Consider the following 25,738-nt stretch of genomic DNA (forward strand, 5'->3'; position numbering starts at 1 on the left):
GACTATCGCTATTGTGCGACCTGCCTGCTCTATTTTCTCCCCTCTTCAGCGTTCTATGCTATCATGCTCCTCTAAACAATGACTGAACACAACCAAGAGCCTCGTTCCCGGGTGGAAGCGAGGCTCTTTTTTCGGCAGGGTGAGGGTCTGGCTATACGAGAGTGCGGTCCCAAGGCACCGTATGCAGGATGACCACATTGCGATTGAGGTTCAAATCCAAGGTATAAGGAACGGGCGTCGGATGCCCGTCGGCTTCGCGGATAATACGGACGATCGGACGGTGGGCCAGCCGGTTGTCGACGTTCTCGACGACGCCCATCTGGCCGGTGCTCAGCAGGACGACGGACGATACCGGGAAAACGGCGATATGCTTCAGGAAGAGCCGGATCATCCCGATCCCGAAATCGTAGTTGCCCGCGGCGAACAAATACTCCATCGCTTCGATATTCGGGTAGGGATCGCGGTGATGCCGTTTCGAGATAAGCGCGTCATAGACATCGGCCAAGCCGATGATCTGGGCCATCTCCGGAATGTCCCCGCCCTTGAAGCCAAGGGGATAACCTCCGCCATTGTACCGTTCGTGATGAAGCAGCGCGCTTCTCGCCGCCTGCTGGGGAACTTCCCGAATCGAGGACAGCACTTTGTAGCCGACCTTGGTATGCTGCCGGACCAGCGACCGCTCCGAATCCGTCAGCTTCCGCTGCGCCTTGATCAGCCGCTCCGGCAGCCGGGTCATCCCGACGTCGAACAGAAGCGAGCCGATCGTCAGCTCCTGCAGGCGGGACCGGTCGAATCCGTTCAAGTCCGCCGCGATATTGGAGAGCAGCGTCACCTGCAAGGAGTGCTCGAACAGCTGGGTATCGGTCTGCTGCAGCACGCTCATCTCCTGGGCGATCGCCGGCTGGGCCATCGCCTCCAGCACCCGCTCGCGGAACTCGCGCCGGAAGCGCGCCGTCTCGGCGTAGGGGAGCGACAATCGGTCGAACGTCTGCTCCGACTCCGCGAACCAGCGAACGGCATCCATCGTATCCGCCACGGCCCGGGCATCGTCCTTCATCCGGTCGATGGCCGCCGTGTTCCAGGTGAGGATCTCCTCTTCCGCCTGTTCGCGGCTGCGCTTCCAGGCCTGCGCCGCATCCGGCGCCGAATGGACGCCGCTCCTGCCCTTGACCGCGACCCGGCGAAAACCGAGCGTACGCAGCCGATCGATATAGTATGGCGTCAATACGGTGCCGGCCTCCAGCATGACGATTCCGTTCTTGCCGAAGACGGTTCGCTCCAGCACGTCGCCGGACTGCAAATCGTCCACATGAATCTCCCTCATCTCTCCACCCTTTTCCCCGATCGGTTCCGCAGCAGCATAGATAGTCATATCGTACCATATCCCGACAAGAAAATGGATGAAATTCTAGTGGATTCCGATCGGTTTTTATAAATCTTTAGAACCAAATCTCTTAATTCGTCGAATCATAGGGTTTTCCGAAAACACGAAAAAACCGGAACCGCGATAGATTGCGGTTTCCGGTTTTTCCGGGCGCCGGTTACTGCGCCTTGATCAGCGAGTTCGGGTCGACGGACTGGCCGTTGTTGCGGACTTCGAAGTGGACGTGAACGCCTTCGTTCTGCTCCATTTCGCTCCGGCCGGCCATGGCGAGAACGTCGCCTTGCTTGACCTCGTCGCCCTGCTTCACCTTCAGGTCGTCCAGGCTTTGATAGACCGTGACGAGCCCGTTGCCGTGGTCGATCTGCACTTCGTAGCCGTTGGTCGGAGTTTGCTCCGCCACCGTCACTTTACCGCTCATGGCCGCGCGAACTTCGAACGCCTTCTGATCCTTGCGGGCGAAGTCGATCGCCGTGTGCGGCGTGAAGCTGTTGTTGTACTCTACCATCGCTGCGGCTTTCTTGTCCTCGGACGCGTTGGCGTCATAGAACGGCAGCGATACCGACAGGTCTCCCGAGCTGACGAACGGCCATTCCAACGACTCTCCGGATGCGGCGGCTTCCAACGCTTCGGGGCTGGATCCCGCGTCTTGCGTCTCGACTCCCGACAGACCGGGGGCAGCGTCTTGCGGCTCCTTCGTGCCGCTTCCGCCCGCGTTCAGCCAGAGAATCGTTACGATGATTGCCGCGGCGGCCATGTAGGCTGCTGGGAACACCCAGCGCTTGGAGAAGAACTTCTTCATCCCCGACGGCTTGGCGGGAGACGACGACCCGGCACTCTTCGGCGCCTCTTCGATCTTGCGAGTGGTTTTGTTTTGGTCACTCATTATTTGATCACCTCAGTAAGCAAGTGTTACCAGGTGATAGACTTTTATACGTGACCGGTTGAAAGGTTTTTATTTTTATAGTTTGGCGGCTCCTGCGAGCTTCGAAGCGTCCTCGATTTTGATCCCGGTATAGTAATAGGAGACGATCTGCGAGGCGGAATAGCCTTCCTTGGCCATGCCTTCCGCGCCCCATTGGCTCATGCCGACGCCGTGTCCGTTTCCATAGGACGTAATGACGATAGTCTTCTTATCCAGATCGAGAGTAAACGCGGCGGAGCGGAGTCCCAGCTTCTCACGAACCTCTTCCCCGGTCCATTCCTGACCGCCGACCGCCAGCGTCTTCACTCGCCGGCCCGGCGTCCGGTCGACGATCCGAATGCTGGAGCCCGCTCCCGCGCGGGCGAGCTTCGCCGTCTCCTGCACGCCGAGCGCCCCGTAGAAGTCTCGAACCGAAATCTCGCTCGTCGTCTCCCAATTGCTCGCTTCCTCCCGGTCCCAAGGGCTGGCTACCGACCGCAAATAGGGGACACTCTCGGGGAATACTTCCTCCGAATTCTCGGTGAACCCGTTGCTGGAAGAAAAATAGAGCGCTTCGATCGGCTGGCCGTCATAGACGAGAATCTGCCCTTTCGTCCGAAGCGCCGCTTCGTTCGCCTTGCTCCACAGAGAGGGATCCGTACGCTTCAGCTCGTCCATCTCGGCTTCCGACCGATACACCTGGTTGTCCTGCGTGTCGATCGTATCGGCTCCGCCGGCGGGAACGCCGGTCCGGTCGTTATTCAGCAGCTTCCTTACGATATACGTCCGGGCGGCCAGCGCCTGCGCTTCGAGAGCGGCCGGTTCGAACGACAGCGGCATCTCGGCGGCCACCACTCCGCGGACGTACGTCTCCAACGGCACTGTCTCTACGGCGCCCCGGCCGCTCAGGTATACCCGTACGCGGACACTGTCGCTCCAAGCGGCTGCGGGCGCGGCCGGCGACACTTTCTCCTTCTTCTCGGAAGGCTTGTCCTGCGTTTTCGGCGACGCGCTGGATTTGGGATGCGCGTGCTCCGCCGGCTTCTCTATCGTGTGCGGCGGAACCGCCGCCTGCTCTTCCGGATCCGCAGGATGCCCGGGCCCGCCGTGCAGCGACGCCCACAACGTGCCGGCGACCGCGATTCCGCCCGCGAACGCCGCGACGTCCGTCCACCAAGGATAATTCGTGCTCCGTCTTATGCTCCATCTAAGCATCTTCCACCTCCGCGAGAATTACGCTGTTTGCTCTTACTCTATGAATTTCCATTCATCGCTAGAACAAACCCCGCCAAGAGGGCAAGAGAATTCAGTTACTCGAAAAAACGGCGGCTGCACAGTTAACAAACAATGCTAGCGCAAATATGCGAGTCCCTTTCGCTAAGGGGCTTTGCGGCACGCCGTGCCTCTATCGGTTCCGGCGGCCCGTTACCCGAGGGCTTTTGCGGCACGCCGTGCCGCCGCCCAAAATGTCGCAGGTCGCCTCAGTCCCTATAGACCGCCCCTCATGCGATCTTCCGTATCTTATTTAGCCGATTTTCTCGGCTATCGGCATCCGTTCGACCCGCCGCGAGGCTCCATTAGCCGATTTTCTCGGCTATCGGCATCCGCTCGGCCCGCCGCGAGGCTCCGTTAGCCGATTTTCTCGGCTATCGGCAACTGCTCGGCCCGCCGTGAGGCTCCGTTAGCCGATTTTCTCGGCTATCGGCATCCGTTCGGCACGCCGCGAGGCTCCGTTAGCCGATTTTCTCGGCTATCGGCATCCGCTTAGCCCGCCGCGAGGCTCCGTTAGCCGATTTTCTCGGCTATCGGCAACCGCTCGGTCCGTCGCGAGGCTCCGATAGCCATTTTAAATTTGCACAAAAAAAGCTCCGTCTCGTAAGCCGATCGCCTTCTCGCAAAAGGAAGATCGGGACTTAAGAGACGGAGACGGAGTCGCCGTTTATGGAAAGATGCAGATAAATTGCATTTCGCTCATATGTTCGGGTCTAGCGTTATCCTTATTGTTATATCCTTAGGCCAGCGTCGGTTGAACGCGAACCCGGGAGATCTCGGCAGGCGCCCGGTCTCCGAGCGCCTCCATGATTTTCGCGGGGTGGCGGGACGCGTGTTCGGCTTCCGCCAGCACTTCTTCCGGCGAAGGAGCCCGGTAGACGTCGGCTCCGAGCGCCACGAGCTTGCCGACGATGTCCACATAGCCGCGGTCGATGTGATGAATGCCGGACACTTCCGTCGTTCCTTCCGCCGCCAGCGCCGCGCAGATGAGCGCCGCTCCGGCCCTCAAGTCCGTCGCGCAGACTTGCGCGCCGACCAGACCCGAACCGCCGGATACGACCGCGGTGCGGCCGTCGACCTTGATCGTCGCTCCCATCTTGACCAGTTCCTCGACATGCATGAACCGGTTCTCGAACACCGTCTCGGTCACGATGCTCGTGCCTTCCGCATGCAGCAGCAGCGCCATCATCTGCGCCTGCATGTCGGTCGGAAAGCCCGGATACGGAAGAGTCTTCACGTCGACGGCCCGCAGCGGCCGACGGGAGACGACCCGGATTCCGTTCTCGTCGCTCTCGACGCGAACGCCCATTTCCTCCAGCTTGGCGACCACCGGACCCAAATGATCGTGGATCGCCCCTTCGATATAAACATCTCCGCCCGAAATGGCGGCCGCAACCATATACGTGCCGGCTTCCACCCGGTCCGGGATGACGGCATGCTCAACCCCGGCCAGACGTTCGACGCCTTCGATGCGAATGACGCCGGTGCCCGCGCCGCGCACTTTGGCCCCCATCGCGTTCAGGAAGTTCGCCAGGTCGACGATCTCCGGCTCCTTGGCCGCATTCTCGATCGTCGTCGTGCCGGCCGCGGTGGCCGCGGCCATCATGATGTTCTCGGTCGCTCCGACGCTGGCGATATCCAAATAGATCTTGGCGCCGCGCAGCTTCCCGTTCACGCGGGCTTCAATCGCCCCTTGGCCGAATCCGATCTCGGCTCCCATCGCTTCGAATCCCTTTAAATGCTGATCGATCGGACGCGTGCCGATCGCGCATCCTCCCGGAAGAGACAGACGCACCCGTCCCAAACGGGCAAGCAACGGCCCCATAACCAGGAAGGAAGCCCTCATTTTGCGTACCAATTCATACGGCGCCTCGAACGAAGTCAGCTTCGCCGCGTGCAGGTGCACTTGGTCGCCGCTTCGTTTGCTTTGGACTCCGAGCGCCGCCAGTACCTCTATAATGTTCGTCACATCGTCCAGAGCGGGCACATCATGGATGACGCAAGCGCCTTGCTCGGCCAACAAAGATGCGGCCAGGATCGGCAGAACTGAATTTTTAGCGCCGTGTACGCGGACAGTCCCTTTCAGAGGACGGCCGCCTCGGACGATGATTTTGCTCATGGGTGATTCCCTCCGCGGGTCTGTAATCATTCCGAAGCGATCGGCTGGCAGCCAGCCCCGGAAAACCCAAACTCCATCATATCACTGTCACCGCTTTTGGCACAAGCGGCAGGTCTTTACAAAATTCTCCTTATTTCCCGGGCAATCGGGCCGTCCGAACGTTGTTACGCCATATTCCCCATTGTTATCATTCCGGCGTCCGGTTATGCGCGGACTTCGGAACGGGCACCGGACGTCAGCCGGATCCGAACAGCCATTTCAGCGATGAAGTCCAGTTCCAGTAGTCGAGAATAAATCCTGCCAGCTGGTGCCCGATCACGATCGCCAACATGAGCTGCAGCAGCCTCGCGCCCGGACTGAGCGGATGCCGGAAAATCCGGTCCCAGCGGATCTCCTTGAGAAGGACCCAAGTGACCGCGATCAGCCCCAATGTGACGAACATGGAGAACAAGGCGTTCCAGCCGGCCGAACTCATAAGATCGCCGGTGCCCATCGAATTTCAACTCCCTCCCTTACAGCAAGTTGGCCAGCATGGCGGCCCATTCCGCCCGGGTGACCGGCCGGTTCGGACGGAACGTTCCGTCCGGGTAGCCGCCGATCCAGCCTTTTCGGACCAACGCGTCCAACGCCCCGGCCGGCTTGCTGAGAATCGGAACGTCCGCGAACCGAAGCTTGGGGGCATCGGGGATCGTCAGCTTCGCCGCCCTCGCGAGCAGCAAGGCCGCTTCCCCTCTGGTCATCGCCCGATCCGGTTCGAAGCGAATGCCTCCGATCCCGTTCAACCAATGAGCCCCTTCCGCTTGCGCAATCGCATCATGTGCCCAGTAGCCGTCCGGAACATCCGAATAAGGCGGCTGGCCGGCATTCGCGACAGGCTTTCGCGCGCGCACCGCCATGACGACCGCTTCGGCGCGCGTGACGCTGCGGTCCGGTCCGAACGTTCTTCCTCCGTAGCCGGCGACCCATCCGGCCTCCGCCAGAGCTCGGATCGCCGACTCGGCCCAATGTCCCTTAATGTCGAGGAAAAGGGAGCTCACGGGATCCTGTTCGAGCGTCAGCCGGTAAAAAGAATCGCGGAACGGAGCGTCGGCCGTCAGTTTGACGTAGTACGTTCCGGGATCCAGCCGGCCGCGATAGCCGGCCGTACCCGCGCCCGCCGCGGTGCTCCAGTGGCCGATCTCGGCGAGCTGCTTGCTGTAGAGCGTCATCGTCGCCCGGACCGACTTCGGAATTTTCGCCAACTGCAATCTTACCAAATTTGACTCGTCCAACGCGAATCGGAACCAATCGGCGTCGGTTGCCGTTCCGATCAGCCCTTCCCTTCCTTCGGCTCCCGCAGCGAGCGGCGTCGCTTCGAGCGGCCCGTCGTTCGGCTCGTTCCGGTCTTCATACGGAGCAATGTATTCCAGCCGCGCGGTATACGTTCCGATCACCCCGACCGGATCGGGAGCCGTCGCGTTACGAATTCGTATGTAATACTTGCCGGGCGACGCCTGCGGAAGAATCACTTCTTCGCTCTCTCCGTCTCCGTTGTCGTCCGTTTCCTCCGCTTCTTCCCCTTCCCGCTCGACCGTCAGCGCCGGATCAATGCGGGTCGTATCGGCATCCACCCGGATGCTGAGTTTGCCCTCCCGGGGAAGGGTGACGGCAAACCAGTCCTCGTCGCCCTGCTTGTCGAAAGTGCCGGTCCATTGCTGGGTGCGTGCCCCAAGCGTAAACGCCGTCAGCGCCGTCTGGTTCGGCTCCATCGCGTCGGGCGCCATCCGGAACGCCGACTCCAGCCGATAGCTCTGTCCGCCCGCTCCGCCTTGGGTCTCCAAAATGTAGCTGCCCTTGGCCACCGTCCAGGTGCGGGAAGACGACGCGTTCTTGGCGGCCGGAGTCATCTTCTCGGCGCCTGCCGCGTACAACCGAAGATCCGGCTGGCTTCCTGCGCCCGCCGTTGAAGCGGTCTGCCAGGAGACGGTTAGCGAGCCGTCCGCGGGCACCTCGATCCGATAGTCGTCGCGGTCCTCCGGCGACGCCCATATTCCCAGCGCTTCGGCTCCGATCGGCAGCACGGATGCGTGGCTCCGGTCGTCGTTCGGCTCCCTCCAGTCGGCGTTCTCGTCGGCTTCGACCGCCCGGTCGGCCCGTATGAGGCCATAGCCGGTAGCCGAATCCCAGCCTGCGGAACCGATATCCTGCGCGGTTCCCCGCAGAAGGTCGCGGAGCCGGGCCGGACTTGCTTGCGGCTTCGCGGCCCGGAGCAGAGCCGCCGCTCCCGCCGCCTGCGGAGCGCTCATCGACGAGCCTTCCATCGTCACGGTTCCGCCGCCCGGCTTCAGGGTCTGCACTTGCCACGCGGCGGAGACGTCGAGCTCGGGCCCGGGCGTCGACCGGCTGTCCGCCTTGGTGCCGTTCGAACCGCCGACCGCCAGCACCGTCGGGTAGGCCGCCGGATACTGCACCGCCGCCTTGGTTCCGAATTGCGCGGCATCGTTGCCGCTGGCGGCTACCAGCAGCACGCCTTCCCGCTCGGCCTGAGCTACGGCCTGGCGAATGTCCGAGGAGTCGCGGTGCAGTCCGAGCGAGAGCACGACGATGTCGGCTCCGTGGCCGACCGCGTAGCGGATGCCCTCCGCCAGACTCGCTTCGCTTCCTTCCGCTTGGGCATCCAAAGCCTTGATCGGCATGATCTTCATGCGCCAAGCGGCGCCTGAACGGGAAATCTTCGCCGCGTCCGCGATCTCCGCGAGAACGCCGGCGACCGCCGTTCCGTGTCCGTTGTCGTCCAGGGGCGGCTTCGTTCGGTCCAACAGATTGATACCTTCCGTCAGGTAAGGCGTCAGCCGCGGGTTTTTCAGATCGGCTCCCGTGTCGATCACCGCTATGGTTCCCGAGACATCATGGGTCAGATGCGCCCAGGCTTCCGGAATGCCGATCATTTTCAAAAAAGCGGGTTCTTTGTCCGGCTTCATCGCTTCCGCCGCACTCGGCTGAGCGGCCGGTTCGGCGGCAGCGGCGGTTTGTTCCGGAGAGGGAACCGCAGCGGCAGCCGTTTCCGCCGCCGCTGCGAGGCCGCTCGCCCCAAGCGCCAGCGCCGCCAGGCATGCGGCCGCTCGTATCCGGGCTTCGTTGGCCACGATCGATCACAACCTTTGTTCGTCCATTCGCTCGGGCTTCCCGGCTATTTCTCTTTACCCGCCGATGCCTCATTTTGACTCGAAGAGCGAGATCCCAAAGGTGCCTTTGACTGATTTCGATCGGGCTGCCGCAAGCGCCTGGACAGCTCTTTCTCGAGAAGCGCGCCCCGCTTCGTTACGTCTTTTATCGCCCCGGACCATCGCATCATTATATGATTCGTGCAATGACATCCGCTTCCTTCCGTGCGGCGAAAAAAAAGGACTTTTGTCGCATTTTCGACGATGTTGTCATTAACGCCACTCTTGTGCAACCTGCCGCCTCTCACCTCCCGGGCAAAGAGAAACCGCCGGAGAAAGCCTCCGGCGGCCGAGTCTCGAGCGCGGACCGAGCGTCCGCGCTACCGGGCCAGGAAGTCGGTCGTCAGCGAGAACAAGCCGTCCACCCAATCCAGCACCGGCTTCGGAAAAATGCCGAGCGCCACCGAACCGGCCGCGCAAACCCAGATAACGACTCCGGTGGGGATCGTCATCCGCACGGAAGGCTCGTTTTCTCCGCCGCGCATGTACATCTGGCGGATGAACGAGAAGTAGACGTAGTACGAAACGACGGTCGTTCCGAGCAGAATGGCAGCGAGCCAATATTCTCCGGTTTGTACCGTGGCGAACAGGATGTACAGCTTCCCGTAGAACCCGGCCGTGATCGGCAGCCCCGCCAGCGAGCAGAGCAGCGCGGTCATCGCCGCCGCCGTCCAAGGAGCGCGGTGGTACAACCCGGCGAACGCGGACAGCTGCTCGTGCCCGGACGACCGCGACACGAGTGTCAGCACCGCGAGCGCCCCTATATTCATCAATACGTAAGCCGCCAAATAATAGACGAATTCCGAGAACAAAGAGGAGTGCAAGTTGGTCAGGTCAAGCGAAAGCGGCACCAGCAGAATGCCTGCGTTGGCGACGCCCGACAGGGCGAGCAGCCGCTTCGCGTTCTGCTGCTTCAGCGCCCCGGCGATGCCGACGATCATGGCCGCCGCGGCCAGCACCCCTAGCGCGAGGAACAGATCGTCCCGCACCTGCGAGTCGTCCCCCGTCGCGAACTGGGCGGTGTTCAGGAAGATGCGGTATACCATCGCCATCGCGGCCCCTTTGGCGACGACGGCCAGGAACGCCGTCACCGGCGTCGGAGCCCCCTGGTACACGTCCGGCGCCCAGGCGTGGAACGGCGCGAGCGCCAGCTTCAGGGCGAAGCCGACGATCATCAGGAAGAAGGCGACGTAAATCATCGCCCGGTAATCCGCCAGCGCTCCCGGCAGCGCCTGCCCGATCGAGGCCAGATGCGTGGTGCCGGTGACCCCGTACAGGAACGACATCCCGTACAGCACGAACGCCGACGCCGTCCCTCCGGTCACCACGTATTTGAAGGCCGCCTCCGCGGACTGTCCGCTTTTTTTGCGCACGGCCACCAGAACGTACGTCGTGATGCTGAGCAGTTCCATGCCGACGTACATCGTCAGCATGTCGCCCGAGGAGGACATCGCCATCGCGCCGATAACGGCGGGAAGGATCAAGTAATAGAATTCTCCCTTGATCGGAACCTCGCGGTCCCGGACCGTTCCGAGCGAAGCGAGCACGATCAGCGCCGTCGCCCCGAGGAACGCCAGCTTGAGCAAGTTGCCGAAGTTGTCGACGCGCCAGCTGCCGCCGAGCACGTTCCGGAAAGCGTCTTTGCCCGCATCCTTCCAGACATTCAGATCATGGATGTGCCAGCAGACGAACACGCCGGCCAGCACCAGCCCGACGAGCGCCCCCCAACCGATGACGTCGCGGCCGACCCGCCTCGGCAGCGCCAGATCCAGAACGGCCAGCGCGATCGTAAAGGCCGCCAGCACGATCTCGGGCGCCAAGTACCAGCTATCGCTCCATGTCAACGTCGTGATCATGTTCAGCCCCCCACCCTCGTCTGGAGTTCCTTAAGCAGTCCGTCGAAGCCGTGCTGCATCAGGTCGGTGAGAAGAGACGGGTAGACGCCGAGCAGGACGATGAGCGCGGTAAGGGCGACCATCGGAAGCGCCTCGATGAATCTCGCCTCCTTGAGGCCGATCCACTTCTCCTGCATCGGTCCGTGGATCATCGCCAGCACGCCGCGAAGCACGTACACCGCCGCGAACAGGACGCCCAGCACGCCGATCGCGGTCAACCATTTCCAGGTATCGAACAGACCGAGGAACGACAGGAATTCGCCGATAAAACCCGACAAGCCGGGCAGCCCGAGCGATGCAAGCCCCGCGGTCAGCAGAATGCCCGACGTGAACGGCAGGCTGCGCGCGAGTCCGCCCAATTCGTCCAGCCTTGTCGTCCCCGTCCTCTCGTACAAGCTGCCGACGATCAGGAACAGCAGCGCCGAGATGAGCCCGTGCGAGACGGCTTGGTAGATCGCGCCCTCGAATCCGGTCTCGTTCAAGGAAGCGATGCCTAGCAGGACGATCCCCATATGGCTGATGCTGGAATAGGCGAGCACCAGCTTGAATTCTTTTTGCGCGCAGGCGAGAATCGCCCCGTACAAAATATTGATCACGCCGAGCGTCGCCAGCACCGGGGCCCAGGAATCGATCTGGCCCGGGAAAAGGAGCGCCACGAAGCGGATGAGGCCGTAGACTCCCATCTTCAGCAAAATGCCGGAGTGGATCATGACGACCGAAGGCGGAGCCTCCGTGTGCACTTTCAGCATCCACGTGTGGAACGGGAAAAACGGAAGCTTGATGCCGAACGCGATCAGAAGCAGAATGAACGCCGCCCAGCGCAGGTTGCCGGACAGGAACATGGCTCCTCCCGCGTTCGCCGCCGCGTTCGGATCGGCTAGATTGGCCAGCATCGTATCGTAGCTGCCGCTGTAAACAAGCTCCACGCCTCCGGCCGTCTGCGTCGCGCTGAAGCCGAGCGTCGCGATCAGAATCAGGAACCCGAGCAGCATGACCGCCGAGCCCAACCCGTTGTAGAGAAGGAAGCGGTTGGCGGCTTTTTCCTTGCCGAAGTACCCCCAGATGCCGATCAGGAAAAACATCGGAAGGAGCGTCAGCTCGAAAAAGATGAAGAACAGCACGACGTCCCGCGCCAGGAATACCCCGTACATGCCGGTCTGCAGCAGCAGAAACAGCGGGTAGAACGTTTTCCAGCGCTTATGGATATGAACCGTAGCCAGCGCCGACATCGTCGAGACGATTCCCGTCAGCAGCACGAGCGGAAGCGAGATGCCGTCAATACCGAGCAAATAGTTGAAAACGAGCCGGTAAGAGGTTACGCCTTGCGACGCCGACCAAGCTTCCGCATTGAGCGGAACCGACAGCCACGTGCCGTGCTCCGCGTACGCCCCCCCTCCGAGTATCGGTTCGTAGGAGGCGAACAGCAGGAGACCCAGAACGAGCGGAACGACGGAGAAAACGATCGCCGTCCAGCGCAGCAAACGGGCGTTCTGCTTGGGCATGAGCAGCGTGACGACCGCGCCCAGCAGCGGGAGCCAGACGATGAGCGACAACACCGGAATGTCCTCCAGCATCACCAGAACCTCCTTCCGGCGATCGCCAGCACGAGGATGACGGCCGCGATGATCGCGACGAGCCCATAGGTCTGCACCTGGCCGTTCTGCAGCCGGGTATTCGCCCGGCCGAGCGCGCTCACCGCCGAGCCCGCAAGGCGCACGGCCCCGTCCACGACCACTTCGTCGAAGAAACGAAGCCCCTGCCCGAGCCGGCCCAGCGACTTCACGAACAGCAGGTCATACAGCTCGTCGACGTAATATTTGCGCTCCAGCAGCCGTGCGAGCCAAGGCAGCCGGGACGAGACGACGTCCGGCCGCACCGCTCCCCGCCCGCCGTAGATCAGCCAGCCCAGGCCGATACCGAGCAGAGAGACGACGATCGAGACGACGATAGCGACTCCGTTCGCGTCCTCCTTCTCTCCGCCGCCGCTCAGCCAGGGGCCGAGCCAATCCTGGAACGGCGTCATGACGAAGCCGGCCGCAACCGCCAGCACCGCGAGCACGACAAGCGGCACGGTCATGACCGCCGGAGATTCCTTCGCGTGCGCATACGCCTCTGCGCTTCCGCGAGGCTTGCCCGCGAAGACGAGCAGGAACAGCCTCGCCATGTACAAGGCGGTAAAAAACGCGGCGACGGCGCCGACGACGAACAGCCACGGGCGATCATCCAGCGCCGCGCCCAGAATGGCGTCCTTCGACCAGAACCCGGACAGCGGCGGAATGCCCGACAGGGCCAGGGCTCCGATGCCGAACGTCCAGGCCGTCGTTTTCATGCGGCGGCCGAGTCCGCCCATCTCCCGGATGTCCTGCGTATGTACCGCGTGAATGACGCTGCCCGCGGCCAGGAACAGCAGCGCCTTGAAGAAGGCGTGCGTGAACAGGTGGAACATGGCGGCGGTCGTGGAACCGACTCCCAGCGCCAGCATCATGTAGCCGAGCTGGCTGACCGTCGAGAAGGCGAGCACGCGCTTGATGTCGTTCTGCGCAAGGCCGATCGTCGCGGCGAAGATCGCCGTGAACGCGCCGACGATCGCCACGGTGTCCATCGCGGCCGGCGCCGCCGCGAAGATGTCGAACGTGCGCACGACGAGGAACACGCCGGCGGCGACCATCGTGGCCGCGTGAATGAGCGCGCTGATCGGCGTCGGGCCTTCCATCGCGTCCGGAAGCCACACGTGCAGCGGGAATTGGCCGGACTTGCCGGCGGCCCCCAGGAAGATCAGCAGCGCGATCAGCGTCGTCAGCGACGTCGAGATCAAGCCGCTCTGCGTTCCGAACACGTTGTGCAGGCTGGAGAAATCAAGCGCATGGCCGGGCATATACCAGAAAAGCAGAAGAATGGCGATCAGCAGCCCGAGGTCTCCGATGCGGGTGACGATGAACGCTTTTTTGGCGGCGGCGCGCGCTTCGGGCTTCTGGAACCAGAAGCCGATCAGCAGGAACGAGCAGACGCCCACCAGCTCCCAGCAGACGTACATGATCAGCAGATTGTCGGACAGCGTCAGGCCGAGCATGGAGCTGACGAACAGCGATACGTAAGCGAAGAAGACGGCCGCTCTGTCGTCTCCTTTCATATAGCCGATCGAATAAAGGTTGACGAGCAAGGAGACGAACGTGACGATCGCCATCATGAGAGACGTCAGGTTCGTCACTTCGTAGCCCGCCGTAAGCTGCGTCCCTCCGACTCTCAGCCAATCGAAGCTGCCGTTGTAGTCGTCGGCGTTGCCCGACATCCGTTCGATCAGGATGAGCAGCGCGACGACGAAGGAGGCGAGCGAAGCGATCGTCGCGATCCAGCCCCCCGTCCGGTTCTGCTGGCGGCCCATCGCCGTCAGGACGGCGAACGCCGCGAGCGGGAACGCGGGGACGAGCCAGGCGTATTGCGAGAAGACGGTTGCCATGGCCTCACCTCCTGAGCTCATCGAATTCGTCCACGTTGACCGTAGCCCGGTTGCGGTAGAGCGCGATCAATACGGCGATTCCGACGGCGGCTTCGGCGGCCGCGACCGTCATGGAGAACAAGGCGAACACCTGGCCTTTCAGGGAAGGGGCGATGCCGTACCGCGAAAAAGCGATCAAGTTCAAATTGACCGCGTTCAGCATCAGCTCGATCGACAGCAGCACGACGACGGCGTTGCGCTTGGTGAGAACCCCATACAACCCGATGCAGAACAGGACGGCGGCCAGCGTCAAATAGGAAGCGAGCATGCTCACGATTCTTCGGCCTCCTCCCGTTTGGCGAGCGCGACGGCGCCGACGAACGCCACCGTCAACAGCACCGACACCAGCTCGAACGGAATCGCGTAGCCGGTGTACAGCTCCTTGCCGATCGCCATCGTATTGTCGCCCGGCAGCGGGTCGGCGGGCGCCGGAAAGCCCGCGCTGCGGATCGCGTAGAACAGAATGCCGAACAGGCACAAGCACCCGATCGCCGCCAGCGTCTCCTGCAGCGGGCGGCCGGCTTCCTTGCCCTCGTCCTGGTGCTTGGTCATCATGATGCCGAAGATCATCAGAATGGTCACCGCGCCGACGTACAGCAGCACCTGCACGAACGCGACGAATTCGGCTCGCAGCAGGATGAACAGCCCGGCCAGAGAGACGAAAGTGAACGCCATGGACAGCGCCGTATGCACCACTTTCGTAAAGTTGACGGCCAGCACCGCCCCTGCGATGGCGCACACCGCCAGCAGGAAGAAAGCGAAGAACTCCCCGCTCCAATCGACGTTAAACGTTAACACGGCTTACTTCGCCCCCCCTCGTTGCGGAGCGCCGATGTTGTTGTTGTCTTCGCGAACGTTCGTGTTGTTGCCGTACAGCCAGTCGACATCCTTGAACAAGTCGTCACGGCTGTAGGCGGCCAGCTCGAAGTTGTTCGTCATGACGATCGCTTCCGTCGGACATACCTCCGTGCACAGGTCGCAAAGGATGCAGATCTCGAAGTTGACGTCGAACGTGTCGAGCACCTTGCCCTTCTTCTCCGGGTCCGGATTCGGCTTGCCGGTGAGCGTGATGCATTCGGTCGGACAGATGCGCGCGCACTGGTTGCAGACGATGCATTTGTCCGGGTCGAGGTACTGAATGCCGCGGAAACGGTCCGGCATCTCGATCGGAACGTCGGGATACTTCAGCGTCGACTTCTTGGAGCCCATCGTCTTCAGCGTCACGCCGAGCCCCTTGATGATTCCGGTTCCTTTCATCTATTCGTCAGCCTCCTCACCGCAACCATTATCGTCAGCCGCAGGCTGATTGATTGGTTGTCGGGTCACCGCAACCATTATCGTCAGCCGCAACCGTTATCGTCAGCCGCAGGCTGATGGATCGGTTGTCGGCCCAGCCGCAGGCTGATGGATCGGTTGTCGGGTTTATCCCCACCATTCGATCCCCAGCGCCGTCAAGAAAATATTCAGAATCGCCAGCGGAAGCAGCACCTTCCACGCCATTCCCATCAACTGGTCGACGCGCAGGCGGGGAAGCGTGGCGCGAATCCAGAACAGGAAGAAGACGATCACCGCAAATTTGAGAGCAAACCAGATCAGCCCGGGAATGAAATCGAGCTGCGGGAACGGCGGATTCCACCCTCCCAGGAACAGGATGGTCGCCAGGCAGGCGATCGCGTACATGTAGATGTACTCCGACAGCATGAAGAAAGCGAAACGGAAGCCGCTGTACTCGACATGGTAGCCCGCGACCAGCTCCGATTCCGCTTCCGGCAGGTCGAACGGGGTCCGGTTCAGCTCCGACACCGCCGCGACGACGAACACCGCGAACCCGAGAATCTGGGGAATGAAGTTCCAGTGCCAGAAATACCCGGTCTGATGAAGCACGACCTCTCTCAGGTTGAGGCTGCCGGTCATCATCGTCACGCCGACGATCGACATGACGAGCGGCACCTCGTAGCTGATCATTTGCGCCGCCGACCGCATGCCGCCAAGCAAAGCATACTTGTTGTTCGACGCCCAGCCGGCGACGACGATCGCGATCGTCGTCACCCCCGACAGCGCGATATAGTACAGAAAGCCGACGTTCAGGTCGGCAAACGGGAGATGGAGCCCGTAAGGAATAATGGCGAGCACGAGAAAAGACGGCACGAACGCCAGCGCGGGCGCGAGGATGAACAGCGCTTTGTCGGCGCGGGCCGGAATCGTGTCTTCCTTGAGCAGCAGCTTGGCGACGTCCGCCACGGTCTGCAGGAGACCCAACGGCCCGGTTCGGTTCGGCCCTATGCGGAACTGCATCCAGCCGATCACTTTGCGCTCGAAATAAATGGCGTACGTGACGAACACGATCACGACGGCAAGCGCGGCGATCGCTTCCAGCGCGAAGATGCCGACATGCCCCCAACTGACGGGCGAGTTGAAGTAACGATCCACTAGCAGTCCACCTCCCCGAGCACGATATCGATCCCTCCGAGAATGGTCACCAGGTTCGTCATGCTTTCTCCAACAAGCAGTTTGGGCAGAATCTGCAGGTTCACGAACGACGGACGCCGGAACTTGAGCCGGTACGGTTCGGCCTTGCCTTTGGACACGATGTAGCAGCCGATCTCGCCGCGCGGCGATTCGATCCGCACATAGATCTCGCCGGCCGGAGGCCGGATGACGCGCGGAACCTTGCCCATCGTCTCGCCGCCTTCGGGGAATTGCTCCAGCGCCTGCTCCAGAATGCGCAGGCTTTGGCGCATCTCCTCCAGACGGAGGAGATAGCGGTCGTAGCAGTCCCCGTTCGTCCCGACGGGCACGTCGAATTCGAAGCGGTCGTACAGGCTGTAGGGCTCGTTTTTGCGAAGGTCCCATTTCACGCCGGTGGAGCGAAGATTCGCGCCGGACAAACCGTAGGCGATCGCCGTCTCGGCGTCATACGCGCCGACGCCCTTGATCCGGGACAGCAAAATCTCGTTGCCGCTCGCCAGGTTGTCGTACTCCTCCAGCTTGCCGTGCATCGAACGGACGAATTCCTTCACCTTGTCGATCCAGCCGTCCGGCGCGTCCCATTTTACCCCGCCGACGCGCATGTAATTGTAGGTAAGCCTGGCGCCGCACAGCTCGTTGAACAGCTGCAAGATCCGCTCGCGATCGTTAAACGCATAAAGGAAGGGGCTCAACGCCCCGATGTCGAGCAGATAAGTTCCCCACCAGACCATATGGCTCGCCACGCGCTGCAATTCCATCACGATGAGCCGGAGGAATTCGGCGCGTTCCGGAATTTCGAGCCCCATCAGCTTCTCGACGGCATGCACCAGCACATAGTTGTTCGTCATGGCGGACACGTAATCCATCCGGTCGGTGTAGGGGATGATTTGCGTGAAATTCAAATTTTCCGCGAGCTTCTCGGTTCCCCGGTGCAGGTACCCCATGACCGGCGTCGCTTCGGTGATGATCTCCCCGTCCAGCTTGACGATGATGCGGAACACCCCGTGGGTGCTCGGATGCTGGGGGCCGACGTTCAGCAGCAGTTCCTCGGTTCGGATCATTCCGGTTCACACCTCCGGGTCCAGCGGCGCGTAATCTTTGCGAAGCGGGTGGCCGACCCAGTCGTCGGGCATCATGATGCGTCTCAAATCGGGATGGCCGGGAAAATCGATGCCGAGCAAATCATAAATCTCGCGTTCGTTCCAGTTGGCGGTCGGCCAAATCGGCGTGACGGACGGAACCGACGGGCTCTCGCGATCGGTCCGCACCTTCACCGCGTAATTGTGTCCGCTGTCCAGACTGAGCAGGTGGTAGATCACTTCCATATGCGTCTCGTGGTCGACGCCCGCCACGTTGCGCAAGTAGTCGATGTTCAGCTCGGGATGGCTGCGAAAAAGTCCCGCGCACGCCTGCCAACGGTCGCGCTTGATGACGAGCGTCGGCAGATGGTCGTTCGGCTCGTTAATGCTTGCTTCCTCGACGGCGTCCTCGTTCACCAGTTCCCGCAGGAGCTGCGCGGCGCGATCGAGCCGCGGCTGGTTCGGCGACGGCGGAGGAGGCGGCGCGTCGGCCGCGGCAGGAGCGGCCCGGCCCGCCGCAGCTGCCGGGTTGCGGCCGGCTGCTGCTGCACCGCCGGCCGCCTCCGGCCTCGCGGCGCCTTGCGCGGCCGCAGCCTTGGCCGCTTCGCGCGCTTCCAGCGCCGCCTTGCGCCGCGCAGCCTTCTCCTCGTCCGTCTCCTGGCGGCGAACGGGCGCTTCGCCTCCGGCGGAAGATGCGGCCGGCGCCGCGGCTTCCTCAGCAGCCTTGGCGGGCGGCGCAGCAGGTTCGCCTTCAGCCGCCTGCTTCGCGTCTACGGGGCCGGTTTTCGGCTCCGCGGCCGCCTGTACTTGTTTCGGAGCGGATGCCTGCTCCTCTCCTTCCGGCTTCCGGCCGTTCGGATCCGCTCCCGCTCCCGCGGCACCCGAATCTGCCTCCGCCGAAGGAACATCCTCCCGGTTATCCCCTTCGGCCGGAGCGTCCGTCGGAGTTGTCCCGGCGCCTTCAGCCGAGGTGCCTGCGGAACCTTCCGTCGGCGCCTCCTCTTCCGTTTCGCGGCGCTCCTCGCCTTTTGTTTCGTTCAGCTTCGCACTTTCCTCGCGCCGGTCCTCCCCGCTCATGCATTCGTCACCCGCTTCCCGGTTCTGGCTTCGTAGCGGATTTTCTCCTGGAGTTTATTAATGCCATAAATCAGCGCCGCCGGATTGGGCGGACAGCCGGGTATATAGACATCGACGGGGACGATCTGGTCCACGCCCTTGATAACGGAATAGGATTTGACGTACGGTCCGCCGGCCGTCGCGCAAGACCCCATCGCAATGACCCACTTCGGTTCCGGCATCTGATCGTACAGCCGGCGCAGCAGCGGCCCCATCTTTTTCGTCACCGTGCCCGAGACGATCATAACGTCCGCCTGCCTTGGCGACGTGCGGAACATGACGCCAAAGCGGTCCAGATCGTAGTGCGGCGCCCCCGCCGCCATCATCTCGATCGCACAGCACGCCAGCCCGAACGTAAGCGGCCAGAGCGAGTTGCTTCGCACCCAGCCTTTCAAAGACTCGATACTGCCGATAAACACGTTGCGTTCCAGTTCCTTGACATCCTCCGGAGAGATCTTCGTCAGATCGAATTCCACTGCAGCACCTTCTTCCTCCAGGCATAAATAAGTCCGATCAGAAGCAAGCCGACAAACAGGAACATCTCCGCAAGCGCAAAAAGGCCAAGCTGCTTATACGCTACGGCCCACGGATAGAGGAAGACGGTCTCGACATCAAACACCACGAACATTAAAGCATACAAATAATACCTCACGTTAAACCGAATCTGACTATCGCCCACCGGATCGTTGCCGCTCTCGTAGGTGGTCTCCTTCTCCGGAGTCGGTTTGCTCGGCCGGAGTATCCTGCCAAGCTGCAGTACGACAATCGGGAACACGATGCCCAGAATCAGAAAGACAGCTACGATCACGTACTGGTTCGCGTATTTCTCCATAACATCGCCTCCGGCGAACGGGATGAAACGCTCCACAGCCCTGGGTAAATTTCCACACAATTATAACAAAAGCTCCCAAGGGCGTCTATGGATAAAGCGGTTACACGGTTCGACAACTATTGCATTTGCGGGGAATCGGCGTTTGGAGCACTTACCATAGTTTATGAGGCAAGCCTGACATTGAGAAGTTTTCCGGCGTCCTGCTGTAACTTTCTTCAGCCTTTGTTCGTCAACAAGATGACTTCAAAAAGTTAATCACACCAGGAAAGGAAGTATCGATTATGTCTATGTCCCGGTTCATGCCCAGGGGTCGTCATATTCGTAAAAATCTCGCCGTATCCGTTGTGCTGGCCTCCTTGCTCGTCTTCGCTTCGGCTTGCGGAAGCGGCAATAGCAGCAACACCAATGCGGGGGCATCGAGCTCGGCTCCCCCGTCGGCGTCGTCCTCCGCTTCGTCTTCTTCGGAAGCGTCCGCTTCTCCTTCGGCTTCTCCGGAGTCGTCGCCTTCCGCTTCGTCGTCTCCGGAATCGCCTGCTTCCGCTTCTCCTTCCTCGGACGCCGAGTCCGGCAATCCCTACGAGGTGGCGGGCGTCAACGATCCCGCGGCTTTTGAGCAGATGTTCTCCTCCTTGCAAAAGGCAGTTGCCGATAGCGACAAAGAAGAAGCAGCCAAGTATGTCCTGTATCCGCTCCGCGTGAATGGGGGCAAGGAACCGCTGACGATTCAAGACAAGGACGATTTCGTGGCCAAATTCGATCTCATCTTCACGGATGACGTCAAAAAGGCTTTGGCCGACCAAAAGCCGCGCGAGATGTTCGTCAACGACAAAGGCGTCATGGCCGGCGGCGGTCAAATCTGGTTCGGCGCAACGGCCGACTCGGAACAAAAGTACGGCATGATCGCGGTGAATCTGAACGTTTAAGGACGTTAACTCGTTTCATTCATTTCATTTGAAAAGACGCTTGCGGCCTCTGAAGCAGCAAGCGTCTTTTCAAACGATCAGAGGGAGCCCCAGGAAATAGACACCGATTCGGACCACAAATGCCCGTCCTGTTCGGTAACAATGTAAACTTCATTAGTGTTCAGTGGAATACGGTAACGGTCGCCAGTCTTCTTTGCCCATTGCCAATCATCGGTTCCCGGGATGGGAATGAGCGCCCCTTCGACACTTCCCCCAGATCGGGCTATCGGGGCTAGATCTACAAATTCGGCACCCGACGGGAGCCAGCCGAACCATTCCGGTCCATCTTTCCCGAATTCCCTAGGTTCGCCATAGCTGTCGGTCCCGTTCAGCGATTCCAATCCCATGGTGTCTTCCGGGAATTGATCGCCGTTGTAGACATCCAAAGTATACTCCGCAGCCGTCCCGTGCCGGTTTGCCTCCGTCCAATCGGGGCCGTTGTAAAGCCTGACCGTAATCGTGTTCCAGGCTTCGTTTAATTCCATGTAATAAACCCCATCCGACGAAGCTTCGGCGCCGTTTACCAATACTTCCATGCCGCTTTCCATCATCCCGCCCCGCATAACCAGTCTGTTGTTATCTGGGTTAAGATAGCTTCCGGTAAAAGCGGAGAAAGAATGGGGCCCGGTCGGATTGACAGTTAATGATGGGCTCTGATAGTTGTGTTCCCAATCGTTCTCCGACAGGACATTGAACCCGTCAAACGCGGGAACTCCCACATAGACATTCAGGATCAACTTGATTTCCGTTGCTTCTCCTTGATCGTCTTCCACCTGATAATTTAATGAGAATGTATTATTCCCTTCATAAACTTCCAAGCTCACAGGGTCTGGCGACTGACTAAAATTTGCAATCGGGTTTTCGTCGTATTCTTTGTATAACATGGCACCCGCTGCATTATCGGCAAAATCAAAACCAACCTGAAGCGATGTCGGAATGGCGGTCAAATACAGGCTGTAGTAATGAGTCTTGGACGGTATCTCTCCATTAGTGCCAGACTCCTCGCCGTCGTAGCTCCACGAGGTTTCCGTTCCATCCAAAGTCGTCGTCCAATGATTGATTCCTAAGGGTACTTCTACCTTCAGAGAAATAGCGTACTGCTTGATCGTTCCGCCGTCCTCAGCCGTAACTTTCAAAATATCGCCGTTTGCGATCGGATCGCTTAGCCCAGTCTCATCCCACGTTTGATTCGGATCGCCTTTCATCAAAGCCGCAAGGAAGTCAATTTTTGCGGTTCCGTACGGAACGTTCGAGATAGTTTCCGAAACCGATCCGGTTTCGCTCACCGTATAGGCACCCGAGGTTACGGTTGCAATGGACGAAGCCTCCCTCGCGATATGCAGCTCATAACCCGCACTCGTCCCATCCGAAGCCTTAATCTGAAAGGAGACCGTCTCCGTGGCCAAGGACAGCGGAACAAGATCGCTCGCCGCATACTCGCGGCCGTTCAGCACCAGCTTGGAGGACGCGTCTGCCGGGACGAACTTCAGGCTCGCGTACTGCCAGGAGGCAGGGACACGAACCGACCAGTCGCTTCCGTCCGACGTAGCATCGTAAGTCGCTCTGCCTCCAACTTCGACAAGTTGCAGGCTCGTCAGTCCCGTGTTGCCGGACGGAGGCGCTTCGGCTCTCGTTGCCGTAATCGTGTACGTCATCTTGGAGCCGTTCTCGGCCGTAACGACGATCGAGATCGTATTGCTGCCCACGTTCAGCGGAACGGATACGCTGCCTCCGGTCGGCGCGGTGCCGTTGACCGTCACCGATGCCTTGTTGTCTTGAACGGACAGCTTCAGCGCCAGCTGCGTGACGTTATTCGCCACGCTCGTCATATAAGCCGTCTTCGAGGCATCGAATGCCGGACTTAGCACGGCGCCGGTCAGCTCCAGACTGCCGAGCAGGGAATTCGCCGATAGCGACGGAGTTGTCGGCTGCGAAATGACCGGGCCGGAGGTGCCTTCGTTCAACTTCTTGGCCGCTTCGTACGCCGCCTTCTGGGCGTCGGACAGCTGATCAAGCAGCCGACTCTCCGCTTGGAGACGAAGTTTTTCCAGCAAGGCTTGATTTGCGGCTTCCTGTTGCTCGCGTTCTCTTCGCAATTGTTCGATCAGCGAGAACGGGGCGCCTTCCTGCTGTTTCTTTTTCTCCAGAGAGGCCTGTTGGTCCGCCAGCTTTCTCTTCTGGAGCTCCTCGAGCGACAGCTTTTGATCGTCTGTCAACCGATAATTCGTATCGGAGACGTCGACTTTTTTGCCGGTCTGTTGAAAAATTTGGTTGAGCAACAGATCCAATTGCGCCCGGGTCATGTCCCCGCCGGCGACCGCTCCTTGAAGCATAGCCCCGATCATCGAGTTGAGATTCTGTATATAGAGGTCGGGATCGATACCGACTATTCCGGTGATACTCTGATCCTGGTTCATTTGGTCGATCAAGCTCCGATTCTCTTCGTCGATCTTCTCTTTGCTCATCAGGATCGCCTTGATGACCTCGGGCGACGCTTGCCCGACGATGTCGGCCGGATCGATGAACGTAACGATCGGAGACTCCGGCGAAGATTGCCCCGGCAGATAAATTTGCTGCGTCGGATACACAAGGTACCCCTGGCTCGGCGTTCCCGATGACGGCAAACTCCCTGCTGCCAAAGAAGAATCCGTATGCACGACGCCCGCGAAAACGAACAGGTTCGTGCCCCCGGTCAAGGGAGAGACGGTCGTGAAAAAGTCGGTTCCTCTCACGCCCATGACGGCCGTCGGCGTCTCGAGCTGGAACTCGTCGTCCTTCGTCTTGATCGACTTGACGTCGGACCAGACGGTCCCCTTGAGCATGCTGACCTTCGTCACCGAGCCGCTTTTGCCGGACAGCTTCGAGAAGGTAAGCGTCGTATTGCCCGACACGGTCATCGAGTCGTCCGAAGACGATCCGTTGGAGAAGACCAGCGTCGCTTCGCCGTCTTTTCCGGTTGTCAGAATATCCCCTTGCTTCAGGCTAAGCTTGGCGAAAGCGCGGAACGCCTTCGACCCCCCCGCTTTCTGTACTTTCACGTCGCCGGACATCTCCTTGATGACGGCAATCCGGGACGATTCGGCGTGCGAATCGTTCGCCGGAACGCCAAGCGCGGGAAGCGCCACGAGCAGGAACGCCATTAGTTGAACCAGACCTCTACGCAACATGATCCGTTTTTCCTCTCCTCTTGTCTGAAAAAAAGTCCGGCGAAAACGCAGCGCTTCGGCTTCCTTCCGCCGGTCTTCCATCCTCGGGCTTACGAGAAAATTTTATGACGGAGGACGACCGCGGAAGCCGCGGCGTCCCATTGAATATCCAGGCTCGCTTCGTCCGCGAAGAAGCGGACCGGAACGAACAGACGCTTGTCTCTTACGACCGGCGCCCCGTTCAGGACGAGCTCGGCCGATCGGCCGTTCGCGGTCTGCGTCACTCCCTTACGTCCGGCTTCGATCGAATAGACGACGCCGCCCAGCGTCAGCTTGCCGCTTTTCGTTTTTTCGTCGTAGGATACGTCATAGCCGAGCGCCTCGCCGACGCTGCGGAGCGGCAGAAGCGTAGCGCCGTTCGTCTGGTAGGCGGGAACGTCCGTCTTGACCAGCTTGCCGTCCAGAATCGTATGGACGGTCCCGTCATCCGCAAGCCCCTCCGGCTTCGCATACTTCTCCAGCACCCGCACCTTGTTGCCGTCTTCGTCCGCGATCGCGATCCGGCCGTCCGGCAGCACCGCCACATCCGTCGGGCGGTTGAAATGCGCCGCGTACGTGACGCCGTCGTTCGTCCCGTATTCCGTCGCCACGCCGGCCAGCGTCGTCACTCGGCCATCCTTGAGCAGCCGGATCGCATGGTTCAGGCTGTCCGCGATCACGAGCGTGCCGTCCGGCGCCAGCGCCAGCCCTTCCGGCGCGTCGAAACGGGCGGACAGCGCTTCTCCGTCCGCATAGCCGCCTTCGGCGTAGAGGGCGTCGTCGGCATACGCCGGCGCGCTCCCCGCCACGGTCGTAACCGTGCCCGCCGCGAAATCGATATAGCGAATGCGTTGGTTGCCCCGGTCGCTGACGTACAGATTGCCCTTGCCGTCCAACGCCAGCGCGCTCGGCTCATTGAACTTCGCCTGCGCGATCGGACCGTCCGCGTAATCGCCCGACGATTCCGCCGCGCCCGGCTGATACTGTACGGCGCGGTCCGAAGATGCCGTGAGCGTCGTCACTTCGCCGTCGGCCGAAATTTTGCGAATCGCGTTGTTCAGCGTGTCCGCCACATAAACATTGCCCACGCTGTCAACGGCGACATCCGAAGGAGCATTGAATCGCGCATCCTTGCCTTTGCCGTCCGCGCTCCCGATCTCGCCGTTGCCGGCCAGAGTCGTCGCTTGGCCGTCCGCCCCGATCTTCCTCACGGCATTGTTGCCTGTATCGGCCACATAGACGTTGCCTTTCGCGTCGGCCGCAATGCCGCCCGGCTCGTTAAATGCCGCCTCGGCCGCCGCGCCGTCGTGATACGCTCCAAGCGGCAACCCCGAATCGTCGTCGCCGACCGGCAGCCCGGCGAAGGAAGACACCGCGGACGCCGTCAGCTTCCGCAGCAGGTGGTTCCCCCGCTCCGACACGAGCACGCTGCCGTCCGGCAGAGAAGCCAACGAATACGGATGAAACAGCGTCGCCTCGGCCGCCGAACCGTTGTCGCTCCCCCACTTCGCTTGTCCCGTCCAAGTACGAATCTCGTACAGGCCGCGAGCGCTCGTCCACCCCGTATCCGCAGCGGAAGCGGCCTGTGCCGCCAGCGGGGCCGCCAGCACGATCGCCGCCAGACCGGCGGTCCCTCTTTTCGCCCAATTTCTCATCCCGGTTCACTCCTCTATCATCTCTTAAAAATAGAAAAACGCGCGAGAAATCGCTGCGATTGGCGCAAATATGCAAAAATACCCAAGCTACTCCCGATTATACTAGAATTCATGCGGAATTTGTTGGATTTTCGCAGACTTGAGATAGGAAATTGGCCTTGTCGCCTGCA

At 60.9% G+C, this 25,738-nt stretch carries 20 protein-coding genes; 1 reads left to right on the forward strand and 19 read right to left on the reverse strand.

What is annotated here, in order from left to right:
• Positions 1–151: 151 nt before the first annotated feature.
• The 17 genes from H7C18_RS18805 to H7C18_RS18885 all read right to left on the reverse strand — a co-directional run bounded on the left by H7C18_RS18805 (position 152) and on the right by H7C18_RS18885 (position 19,766).
• Positions 152–1,372: an HD-GYP domain-containing protein gene (locus tag H7C18_RS18805; protein WP_185130637.1), complete on the reverse strand. Its 1,221-nt coding sequence runs from the start codon at positions 1,370–1,372 to the stop codon at positions 152–154.
• Positions 1,373–1,541: 169 nt separating this feature from the next.
• Positions 1,542–2,267, reverse strand: coding sequence for a M23 family metallopeptidase (locus H7C18_RS18810; RefSeq protein ID WP_185130638.1), 726 nt, complete (start codon positions 2,265–2,267; stop codon positions 1,542–1,544).
• Between the two features lie 75 nt (positions 2,268–2,342).
• Positions 2,343–3,500 carry a stage II sporulation protein D gene (spoIID, locus tag H7C18_RS18815; protein WP_185130639.1) on the reverse strand — a complete coding sequence of 386 codons (1,158 nt, stop codon included), beginning with the start codon at positions 3,498–3,500 and terminating at the stop codon, positions 2,343–2,345.
• 796 nt (positions 3,501–4,296) lie between these two features.
• Positions 4,297–5,676, reverse strand: coding sequence for a UDP-N-acetylglucosamine 1-carboxyvinyltransferase (murA, locus tag H7C18_RS18820; RefSeq protein WP_185130640.1), 1,380 nt, complete (start codon positions 5,674–5,676; stop codon positions 4,297–4,299).
• A gap of 235 nt (positions 5,677–5,911) precedes the next feature.
• Entirely contained in the window at positions 5,912–6,169 is a 258-nt protein-coding gene (locus H7C18_RS18825) for a DUF1146 domain-containing protein (RefSeq protein WP_185130641.1), read from the reverse strand.
• Positions 6,170–6,188: 19 nt separating this feature from the next.
• Positions 6,189–8,801: a S8 family serine peptidase gene (locus tag H7C18_RS18830; protein ID WP_185130642.1), complete on the reverse strand. Its 2,613-nt coding sequence runs from the start codon at positions 8,799–8,801 to the stop codon at positions 6,189–6,191.
• Between the two features lie 398 nt (positions 8,802–9,199).
• Complete coding sequence (locus H7C18_RS18835) at positions 9,200–10,735, reverse strand: NADH-quinone oxidoreductase subunit N (protein WP_185130643.1); 1,536 nt, start codon at positions 10,733–10,735, stop codon at positions 9,200–9,202.
• Positions 10,736–10,737: 2 nt separating this feature from the next.
• Complete coding sequence (locus H7C18_RS18840; protein WP_185130644.1) at positions 10,738–12,348, reverse strand: complex I subunit 4 family protein; 1,611 nt, start codon at positions 12,346–12,348, stop codon at positions 10,738–10,740.
• Positions 12,348–14,231 carry an NADH-quinone oxidoreductase subunit L gene (nuoL, locus tag H7C18_RS18845; RefSeq protein ID WP_185130645.1) on the reverse strand — a complete coding sequence of 628 codons (1,884 nt, stop codon included), beginning with the start codon at positions 14,229–14,231 and terminating at the stop codon, positions 12,348–12,350. The genes H7C18_RS18840 and nuoL overlap by 1 nt, the downstream gene beginning before the upstream one ends.
• Positions 14,232–14,235: 4 nt before the next feature.
• Entirely contained in the window at positions 14,236–14,538 is a 303-nt protein-coding gene (gene nuoK, locus H7C18_RS18850) for an NADH-quinone oxidoreductase subunit NuoK (RefSeq protein ID WP_202887177.1), read from the reverse strand.
• 2 nt (positions 14,539–14,540) lie between these two features.
• Positions 14,541–15,068 (reverse strand): NADH-quinone oxidoreductase subunit J, encoded by a 528-nt coding sequence (locus H7C18_RS18855; RefSeq protein WP_185130646.1) that lies wholly within the window; start codon positions 15,066–15,068, stop codon positions 14,541–14,543.
• Between the two features lie 3 nt (positions 15,069–15,071).
• On the reverse strand, positions 15,072–15,527 hold the full coding sequence (gene nuoI / locus H7C18_RS18860; RefSeq protein WP_185130647.1) for an NADH-quinone oxidoreductase subunit NuoI: 456 nt from the start codon (positions 15,525–15,527) through the stop codon (positions 15,072–15,074).
• A gap of 165 nt (positions 15,528–15,692) precedes the next feature.
• Positions 15,693–16,655, reverse strand: coding sequence for an NADH-quinone oxidoreductase subunit NuoH (nuoH, locus tag H7C18_RS18865; RefSeq protein ID WP_337913792.1), 963 nt, complete (start codon positions 16,653–16,655; stop codon positions 15,693–15,695).
• Between the two features lie 44 nt (positions 16,656–16,699).
• Positions 16,700–17,800 carry an NADH-quinone oxidoreductase subunit D gene (locus tag H7C18_RS18870; RefSeq protein WP_185130649.1) on the reverse strand — a complete coding sequence of 367 codons (1,101 nt, stop codon included), beginning with the start codon at positions 17,798–17,800 and terminating at the stop codon, positions 16,700–16,702.
• A 6-nt stretch (positions 17,801–17,806) separates the two neighbouring features.
• Entirely contained in the window at positions 17,807–18,895 is a 1,089-nt protein-coding gene (locus H7C18_RS18875) for an NADH-quinone oxidoreductase subunit C (RefSeq protein WP_185130650.1), read from the reverse strand.
• Complete coding sequence (locus H7C18_RS18880) at positions 18,892–19,410, reverse strand: NADH-quinone oxidoreductase subunit NuoB (RefSeq protein WP_185130651.1); 519 nt, start codon at positions 19,408–19,410, stop codon at positions 18,892–18,894. Before H7C18_RS18880 ends, H7C18_RS18875 begins: the two co-directional genes overlap by 4 nt.
• Positions 19,395–19,766 (reverse strand): NADH-quinone oxidoreductase subunit A, encoded by a 372-nt coding sequence (locus tag H7C18_RS18885; protein WP_185130652.1) that lies wholly within the window; start codon positions 19,764–19,766, stop codon positions 19,395–19,397. The genes H7C18_RS18880 and H7C18_RS18885 overlap by 16 nt, the downstream gene beginning before the upstream one ends.
• Before the next feature lie 281 nt (positions 19,767–20,047).
• Here H7C18_RS18885 and H7C18_RS18890 point away from each other — a divergent pair, with 281 nt between their 5' ends.
• A complete protein-coding gene (locus H7C18_RS18890) occupies positions 20,048–20,689 on the forward strand; it encodes a hypothetical protein (protein ID WP_185130653.1) in 642 nt (213 codons plus the stop codon).
• Positions 20,690–20,766: 77 nt separating this feature from the next.
• Here H7C18_RS18890 and H7C18_RS18895 read toward each other — a convergent pair whose 3' ends face one another.
• Entirely contained in the window at positions 20,767–23,895 is a 3,129-nt protein-coding gene (locus H7C18_RS18895; protein WP_185130654.1) for a cadherin-like beta sandwich domain-containing protein, read from the reverse strand.
• Positions 23,896–23,984: 89 nt separating this feature from the next.
• Complete coding sequence (locus H7C18_RS18900) at positions 23,985–25,568, reverse strand: NHL domain-containing protein (protein ID WP_185130655.1); 1,584 nt, start codon at positions 25,566–25,568, stop codon at positions 23,985–23,987.
• Between the last annotated feature and the right edge of the window lie 170 nt (positions 25,569–25,738).

Source organism: Cohnella zeiphila (assembly GCF_014212055.1).
GTDB classification, from domain to species: domain Bacteria; phylum Bacillota; class Bacilli; order Paenibacillales; family Paenibacillaceae; genus Cohnella; species Cohnella zeiphila.